The sequence below is a fragment of the Pedobacter sp. HMWF019 genome, assembly GCF_003061025.1.
Lineage (GTDB): Bacteria > Bacteroidota > Bacteroidia > Sphingobacteriales > Sphingobacteriaceae > Pedobacter.
On sequence record NZ_QAIL01000076.1, the window covers coordinates 1 to 8,334 of the forward strand.

At 39.6% G+C, this 8,334-nt stretch carries 6 protein-coding genes; all 6 read right to left on the reverse strand.

The window, feature by feature from the left end:
- Positions 1–722, reverse strand: a 722-nt coding sequence (locus DBR11_RS04705) for a RagB/SusD family nutrient uptake outer membrane protein (protein ID WP_158275209.1), incomplete at its 3' end; no start/stop codon positions are given.
- A 25-nt stretch (positions 723–747) separates the two neighbouring features.
- Positions 748–4,110 carry a SusC/RagA family TonB-linked outer membrane protein gene (locus DBR11_RS04710; protein ID WP_108550456.1) on the reverse strand — a complete coding sequence of 1,121 codons (3,363 nt, stop codon included), beginning with the start codon at positions 4,108–4,110 and terminating at the stop codon, positions 748–750.
- Between the two features lie 242 nt (positions 4,111–4,352).
- Positions 4,353–5,597, reverse strand: coding sequence for a FecR family protein (locus tag DBR11_RS04715; protein ID WP_108550457.1), 1,245 nt, complete (start codon positions 5,595–5,597; stop codon positions 4,353–4,355).
- 77 nt (positions 5,598–5,674) lie between these two features.
- Positions 5,675–6,319, reverse strand: coding sequence for a hypothetical protein (locus DBR11_RS04720; RefSeq protein ID WP_108550458.1), 645 nt, complete (start codon positions 6,317–6,319; stop codon positions 5,675–5,677).
- Positions 6,320–6,390: 71 nt separating this feature from the next.
- Positions 6,391–7,527, reverse strand: coding sequence for an AraC family transcriptional regulator (locus tag DBR11_RS04725; protein ID WP_108550459.1), 1,137 nt, complete (start codon positions 7,525–7,527; stop codon positions 6,391–6,393).
- 1 nt (position 7,528) lies between these two features.
- Positions 7,529–8,107: an RNA polymerase sigma factor gene (locus tag DBR11_RS04730; protein WP_108550460.1), complete on the reverse strand. Its 579-nt coding sequence runs from the start codon at positions 8,105–8,107 to the stop codon at positions 7,529–7,531.
- Positions 8,108–8,334 lie beyond the last annotated feature (227 nt).

The following is an 8,334-nucleotide window of genomic DNA, read 5'->3' on the forward strand; positions in this document are numbered from 1 at the left end:
GCATTTGTCCAGTCCTTTAAATATAAATATGTTCGTGCTAATAAGGCTGTAGCTGACCATCTGGTTGGTCTAACCTTTTCGGATGTTATTTTTAATAGTGTTGCATCCAGGTAATTTGAACTTAACATTTTCTGGGCATCTTTTAAATCTTTAACAATCTGTTCCCAAACCAACTCCTTAGATGTACGAGTCATTGATGCATTGACCTTGTAGTCAGTAGTTAACACTAAAGGAACATCACCATATAAATTAACTAAATAAAAGAAACAAAAGGCACGCATAAACAATGCCTCTCCCAAGAGTTGCTGTTTCACAGTCGGATTTAGTGTAGTGGAATTTGAAATACCTTTTATAGCTGCATTAACTATGTATAACTTAGTATATATATTACTCCAAAAAACAATACTGGATTGACTGTTCAGAGTATTGGTATAATAGCTATTAAGATCTGTGTTATTTGTAGTATTATAAAGAACAAGTTCGTCCGAAGATAAACCAGCTACAAATGAAGTACTCATCAGATCTCCAGCTGTAAGAAAATTATTACTCAGATTGGTGTAAATTCCTGTTAAAACTGCAGCAGCAGTAGCATCTTTTTGATAAATATTTGCTTCATTTAAACTAGTATTAGGGCCGTCAACTTCAACAAACTTTTTACAACTAATTGCAATTGAAATAATTATCATTAAATTCAGAAGTAAGATTATTTTTCTCGTTTTCATATCTTTTTGATTTAACAACAGAATTTTAAAGTGTTATATCTATTCCAAGCGTCAACACCCGTAAAGGAGGAAGACTATTTGAGCTTTTTGTCTCAGGATCTAACCCCAGGTAATTGGTTAGAGTAAACAAGTTTCGTCCTTGTATATTTAATATACATTTCTTTAAATGAATACTTTTCTCCCAGGCTTCAGGTATTCTCCAAGAAATTGACAGGCTATTTAGACGAATATAAGATGCGTCCGACCATACCACATCACTAGAACTCGCACTAGACCAAGAACTTACTAAATCACTACCAGAGGTTGCTCTTGATATACTGGTAATATCTCCAGGCTTTCGCCAACGATCCAGCTGCCAAATTGGTTGGTTTCCAGCCCCATATGTATTGAAAGTTCCTGTTGGGTAACTACCAAATAAATAATTTCTGGCTAGTTGTTTTGTAAACTGAAAAGATACATCAAGTTGAAAGTTCTTATAAGTAAAAGCATTTTGAAATCCTCCATAGAATCTTGGATCAGGATTCAAATTAACAATAGCATCACTATTATAAGACCCACTCGGTTGTGGGTTGAATGTTGGTTGGCCATTCTTATCAGCAAATTGATAAATCCCAGTTGCAGGATCTACGCCTAAAAAATGAAGAACCTTCTGGGTATTAACTGACTGACCTAAAATATAGGTGCTTGCATAGCTAGAATTCTCCAGATCAGGGAATTTTACAAGTTTGTTTTTGGGTAGAGTCACATTAACACTACTGTTCCATCTAAAATTCCTTCCAGAAACATTTACTGTCGAGAAGGTAAATTCCCATCCTGTGTTCTGTATTATAGCAGGAAAATTAGACGCTACGCCCGGAAATCCAGTTATGGATGGAAGCTGATAATATATCAGTTGATTGGATGATCTATTTTTTGAATAGTTGGTTGTTAGAAGAATTCTATCCTTACAAAACCCCAAATCAAGTCCTACTTGAAGTTTATTAGTCTCCTCCCATTGCAAATAGGGATTGGTTAAATTGTACGGTTGGTAGCCAATAGCTCCTTGATAGGGTGCACTTCCTCCTCCAGTAGCACTATATAAACTTAAAAAATTATAATCACTAGTTTGATCACTACCAGTCGTTCCATAACTTGCTCTTAGTTTTCCAAAACTTAACAATGTCAAATAATCTTTAATTAATGATTCATTGGAAAATACCCAGGCACCTGCTAACGCTCCAAAATTGTGAAATCGATTTTCGGACCCAAAGCGAGAACTTCCATCTCTTCTTGCTGTAAGATTAAGAATATATCTATCTTCCCAACTATAGTTTATTCGCCCGAAAACAGCATTATACTTATAAACAGCATTTGTAGATGACACTGGAGTAATTGTTGTAGCTGATGAAATATCAGACATAGCTTGTTCTGAACTAAATCCTGTTGCTTGGATTGAAGAGGCATCTCTATTTTCTTTTTGAAAAGTCGCCCCAAGCAGAACCTCTAACTTACCAACCTTGATTTTACCGTGATAATTAATTTGAGGTTCAATAGACCATGAATCTTGCTTGCTATTGCTAAAAATGGATGGCCAACGATCTATTGTTAACTGGGCTTCAGGTTTCAGAGATGTGAAGATACTGATAATATCTGAGGTCATCTTGGTATATCCAAAACTGCTTTTAATCTCCAGACCGTCTACAATGCGATAACTTAATATTGCATTCCCTATTAAGTTGTCAGTATTATTTTTAAATTTTTGGCTAAGATATCCTAATGGATTATTAAAGGTGCTTGTCCCTGTTGAATTAGGTTGAAAATTAATACTTCCATCTAAATTATATAATGCTGGGGCAACAGGTGCTAAAGTCATTGCGACGGATGTCAAATCTACGATAGGCAGTAAATTCTTATCTTCTAGATAAGATGCAAAAATTTGTATTTTAAATCTTTGATTTGAAGAAGAACTATTCAAGTTGAAGTGTACTGAACTTTTAATATCTTTATAATCCCCCGGAAATACATTTCCTTCTTGATGATAACCAGCTCCCGCTAAAAAAGTTGTCATATTATTCCCTCCTGAAACTGAAGTTTGTATATCATTATATTTTGCAGTCCCACCAATCAGTTCCTTTTGCCAGTCTGTGTATCGGCTTTTATCCCACAAGCCATTAACATCATATTCAAAACTACGTGGAGTTATCAATCCATCATTTTTAAAAGCCTCTCTTCTCATTTCCAAATATTGTTGAGAATTCATTAGATTTAATCTCCGTGTTACATTGCTCCAGCCATTCTTCACATTTGCAACAATTTTTATATCACCAGGTTTACCTTTTTTGGTGGTAATTAGTATCGCCCCGTTTGCGGCACGGGATCCATAAATCGCTGTTGCATCTGCATCTTTAAGCACATCAATACTCTCTATATCGGCTGGGTTAATAAAATTCAATGGATTACCTGCTGAATAACTACCACTAGTTCCTAAAATAGAATTACCTCCAGGCAACAATTGAGAAGTAAACGGAATTCCATCAATTACATACAAAGGGTCATTTCCACTATTTAAACTATTAGTTCCCTGTATCCTCACCTTCACTCCTGTCCCAGCAAAACCTGTTGCCTGTTCTATAAACAACCCAGGTACCCTACCTTGCAATGCCAATAGCGGATTATTCACTGGTTGCTTCTCAATTACATCAGCCTTAATCGTCGTCACATTTCCTGTACTCAACCTTCTTGTCGTTGTTCCATAAGCAATCACCTGAATCTCATCCAGCTTCGACAAACTCTGTTCTAACACCACGTTCCCCATATTTGCCGAAGCACTTACTTCCTTTGGCAAATACCCAATAAAGCTGACTATAAGCACTGCCCCTTCTTCCACGCCTCTCAAAAAGAATCTTCCATCTTTATCCGTACTCATGGCCTTTCCTGTTTTCTTCACCTTCACACTCGCCCCCGGGAGCGGACGATTCTCCGAATCCACCACACGCCCATTAGCGTCAATGCTAGCCCAGCGATTAGCCAGGCGTTCCAGAAAGGTGGGGGATTTAATCTTTATCACTATATTTTTTTGCTCTACGGCATATTCTAAGGGTTGATTTTTAAAAATAGCTTCTAATGCATCTTCCAAACTGGCTTCCTTCAATTCCACGGTTATAGGTTTGGTATTAGCCAACATATCGTCAGTATATAAAAAGCCATAGCCACTTTGTACCCTGATCTTTGTGATGAGTTGTTTTAGTGTTGCATTCTTTTCAGACAAAGTTATCTTTTGTCCGTATGTTGTGGCGCTTGCGGTGGTTAGGGCAAGCAGCAGTATCATCGTAGTTAGTTTCATAACTAACAATAGTTTAGGCGGTAGCCATGGATATAGCATACCTAGGTTAAAAGTAGATTTTTTCATACTTTTATGTCGGTTTGAGTTGATTCAAGAAACGGTTTCGCAATTGTTCTTTACCCTACCTGATCAAGATCTGGAAGGGAAGGTTAACTCAGACTTAGAGTCGGGTCGTGTTCGTAGCACGGTTCCGGCTTTTTTTATGAGCTGCCTGTGTTTTCTTTTTTAACTCGGTTGTGGTTGGTTTGCTGTAGTTGTCATGGTTGTTGGTTATTTGGTTAATAGTCGGTTAGTTCTTATTTTACTATTTATTTTACTATGATTTTCTTCCCTACGATCTCAAACTTTACAGTTCCCATTCTTTCAAAGAGCGCCAGGATCTGGGATATATTTTCTGTACGTGCTATAGCTCCTGTGTATTTTCTGGTATCTGGTGTTGTTTTGTATTCTACGTCTACGTCGTACCATCGGGCCACTTTTCTCATCACTACTTGTATGGGTTCGCTAGTGAACATAAAGGTTCCGTTTTTCCACGCAACAGCCGCTTCCAGGTTTTGAACTTCCTGAACCTGGATGTCGAAATTACGGTTACGGTCTATGGTAGATTGCTGGCCGGGTTTTAAGACCACCCCTCCAAACCTCTCTTCTCCCTTCACGTCATCTCGACGATAGGAGAGATCTCTCGTCGCTGCGCTTCCCTCGAGATGACGGACGGAGACTGACCCCTCTAGGAGCGTAGTCTTAGTATCCGGTTCATCAGCGTAACTGTTAATGTTAAAGTGCGTACCCAATACAGTAACCTCCTGATTTTTGGATTTCACTACAAAAGGTTGGAGTTTATTCTTAAATATTTCAAAGTAGGCTTCGCCACTAAGTTCAACTACCCGCTGCCCACGCCCATTAAAGCTCACAGGATAAATCAATTTAGAAGCGGCGTTCAGCCATACTTTGGATCCGTCAGGGAGCCGGATCTGGTATTGCCCCCCTCTGGGGGTTTCGATTATGTTGAGAGCCCCCTCTCTGCCTACGGCATCTCTCCCCGAAGGGGCGAGAGGTTGCGAAGAGTATATTACCTGCCCGTCAGCGGTTTTTGTAATCTCCACTCCTGCTTCCTTAGCGAGTTCGCCGTTGGCGGCATCGGTTAGAGACAAGCGCTTGCCGTTTGATAGGATGAGGTAGGCTTTGTTGCCACCAGGCTTTATGTCGTTAGCTAACAGATCTCTCGTCGTTGCACTTCCCTCGAGATGACGGGGAGCATAATAAGATGTATAAAAGAAAACACCCAAGCCAACCACCAACAGAACAGCTGCGGCAGCAGCAATGTGTTTCCATAGTTTATATGTCTTTTTATCTGCAGCCTGTCCTTGTATATATGCCTGTAAGTTTGAACTGATTTTCTGATCGGCTTTTTTCACAGCCTCTGCATCTGGTAAAATATGACTTTGTTCTAAATCAATTAGAAACCATTGCTCCACCAGCAAACGCTCTTCCGGGCTTGCTGTTCCCTGATGGTATTTGGAAATTAATTCTTCTGCCTGGTATTTCTTGTTCATATATCTAACCGGATTATAGTCCCGCTTATATACATGTAGGTTAATTCCGCATAAATCCCAGATGAAATGAAAAAAAATTAAACTTTTCTTTTATACCAATACACCAGCATAAATCCCAATGCGACGACCGTTCCAAATACTGAAGGCAAAAATTGGCTGTATGGATGGTATTGAGGCAAAACTGTTCCTGTAAAAGCGGAAAGCAATGCAGTAAAAGCGCTCACCATCTTTAAAATATGTTCATACATCCACATGTGCTGATAGGTCTTTTTGCTCAGCAGATATCTGCCCAAATCATAAACAACAACCAACACCAGATAACCTACCGTACTGTAAATGATAACCGGCGACCAGATCATACCGATGGACTTGAAGTAGTACACAAAGAAGAAAACAGACAATATTGAAAGTACAGCGGCTGCAACATCAAGCAGCCTGGGTTTATTAATCCTGTTGCGCATTACTCTAAACCCGGAAAACCCCAGATAACCACTAAGCAGCGTGATCACCGGCAAAAAACTGTTCCGTTTAAAGATGAACACGCCCAACAGGCCTGTTAAAATGACAATGGACAGTAGCCAGAGGAATAAACGCCCTGAACTACGGTGTCGTTTTCCGCCCTTTGCAGCAAAAAGGATAAATAGACCGATGAGCAAGGCAGAAGACCCGGCAAGAACGTGGATCACAATGTTCGTTTTGTGAAATAAAGAAAAGATATCCATAGTGTTTTTTAGGCAAAGGAGCGCAACTGCTACAAAACATGCGCCCTATAATGTAGGACGGGACGCCTATTTTACAGTTTTTCCTGCCTTTGGTATTCCAATGGACTTGATCCAACCTGTTCTTTAAATATCCTGTTAAAGGCCGACTTTGATTTAAACCCACATTCAAAGGCAATCCCAAGAATGGAAAGATGGACAAAAGCCGGGTCAAGCAATTTCACTTTCACAGCCTGCACACGATAGGCATTAACAAAGGTAAAAAAGTTACTCCCCGACCGCTGGTTGATCACCTGGGAAAGCTGATTGGGGCTCACCTTTAGCTGGGCAGCCAGGACAGACAAACTAAGATCATCGGATAGATAAGGACGCTCTGTTTCCATATGCTCAACCAGTGATTGATAGATTTCTTCAACAGCCCGTTCATCCAGACCTGAATTTCGATAAGGAACTGCACCCCCTGCTGGCTCTGGCAGTATATCCTTTTCTATCCCGATCAATACCGTGCCCTGCCTGATTCCAAGATAACCAATCAAAAATATATACCCGGAAAGCACTGCCCCAACAACACTGAATAAATCATCTGGCCCCAGGGCGGTTTTTCCAAAACGAATGAGCAGAAAAAGGCCTATAAAAAGTACCAGTATAGAGATGACCAGCCACTTGAGCCAGTTCAGGGTAATCTTTTCCGTATAAGAATATTGCGCAGAAAGACTGCGCTGGTACCTGATCAGTGTAACTACTCCCCATATCGCATAGCCTCCAGGTATAATGGCCATAGGAATGGTAAAAACATAGAGCACCAACCCAGGAACCTGGGGGCCAAAATGCGGATAACCCTTCAAGACCGCTATCTCCGGGCCATAGTTAAATTTAAACCATAGGGTAATGAACCAATAAATAACAACAGGCAGAAAATAGAGCAAGGCAAAACCTATAGTTAAGTTCTTTCCAAAAGACAAAGTCCTGATGTACTGGTAAAGCATTGGTGCACTGATAAGTGGAATAGAAAAGGCCAAAACCCCAATAAAACCAGTAGTTACCGGAGCCCCAGAAAAACCATCGTAGTAAAACAGCAACTGAAGGGATACCAGGAGCAGCCAGGCCATCAGCCATTTATCTGCTAAGGGGTTCCGCGTCTTAGAACCCAGCAACAAGATCTGAAAAAAGCCCTGAATAAAACCAGTAAATAATATGGCTCTGAGTAGCATTCTAAAGATGATGAAGGAACAACAACAATGCAAATGCCCCAATCTTCGATTTAAGCAGCCTTAACGCATTATTGGCCTGGTTATGGGCGGTTTTCTCAGAGATGTTTAACCGCAGGCCAATCTCTTGATAGCTCAGGTTTTCTTTGTAACTCATCAAAAAAACGGCTTTCATTTTCTCCGGCAGTTTGTTTATTTGCTCTTCTACAAAAGCCATCAGTTCTTTTTCAGCAATCTGGTTATCTGTAACCCAATCTCCCTCGTCTATAAACAACTGGAACGATTCTGCATAATCTGTTCTTACTTTTTGCTTATCTATCCAGTCAAAAAATTTATACCGCAATGCCGTAAACAGATAAGCAACGATAGAGGACTTAAAAACCAGTGTTTCTCTCCTGTCCCAAAGCGAAATTAAGATTTCCTGTACCAAATCGGCGGCCAGCTCTTCATCTTTTACAATTTTGCAGGCATATACATAAAGTTCTCCTTTATACCGGTTGTAGATCTCGGTAAACGAGGCAGAGTCTCCTTCCTTTAATAAGGAGATCAACTGATTATCCTGAAGTGCTGCGTAAGAAACCATAGCCAATGATCTATTTTGCTTAAATTACCCTTAATTTACTTATTTTCTTTTAATTGTAAGATGAAGCCCCTTACAAAACTTTCAACAATAGTATGTATTTCAATTGAATATGTGGTTATTAAATTTTCATTTCACCTAAAATATTCTATTTAAGCTATAGTTTAAAGCAAAATTTTGATAAAAATTAGGGCTGGTTTGCCCTTAATCAATACGATACAGGTCAGTTA

What these genes read in the sequence shown, in the direction of transcription:
- DBR11_RS04710 (WP_108550456.1), bottom strand. Translation starts at nt 4,110, where the DNA reads ATGAAAAAATCTACTTTTAACCTAGGTATGCTATATCCATGGCTACCG.
- DBR11_RS04730 (WP_108550460.1), bottom strand. Translation starts at nt 8,107, where the DNA reads ATGGTTTCTTACGCAGCACTTCAGGATAATCAGTTGATCTCCTTATTA.
- DBR11_RS04725 (WP_108550459.1), bottom strand. Translation starts at nt 7,527, where the DNA reads ATGCTACTCAGAGCCATATTATTTACTGGTTTTATTCAGGGCTTTTTT.
- DBR11_RS04715 (WP_108550457.1), bottom strand. Translation starts at nt 5,597, where the DNA reads ATGAACAAGAAATACCAGGCAGAAGAATTAATTTCCAAATACCATCAG.
- DBR11_RS04720 (WP_108550458.1), bottom strand. Translation starts at nt 6,319, where the DNA reads ATGGATATCTTTTCTTTATTTCACAAAACGAACATTGTGATCCACGTT.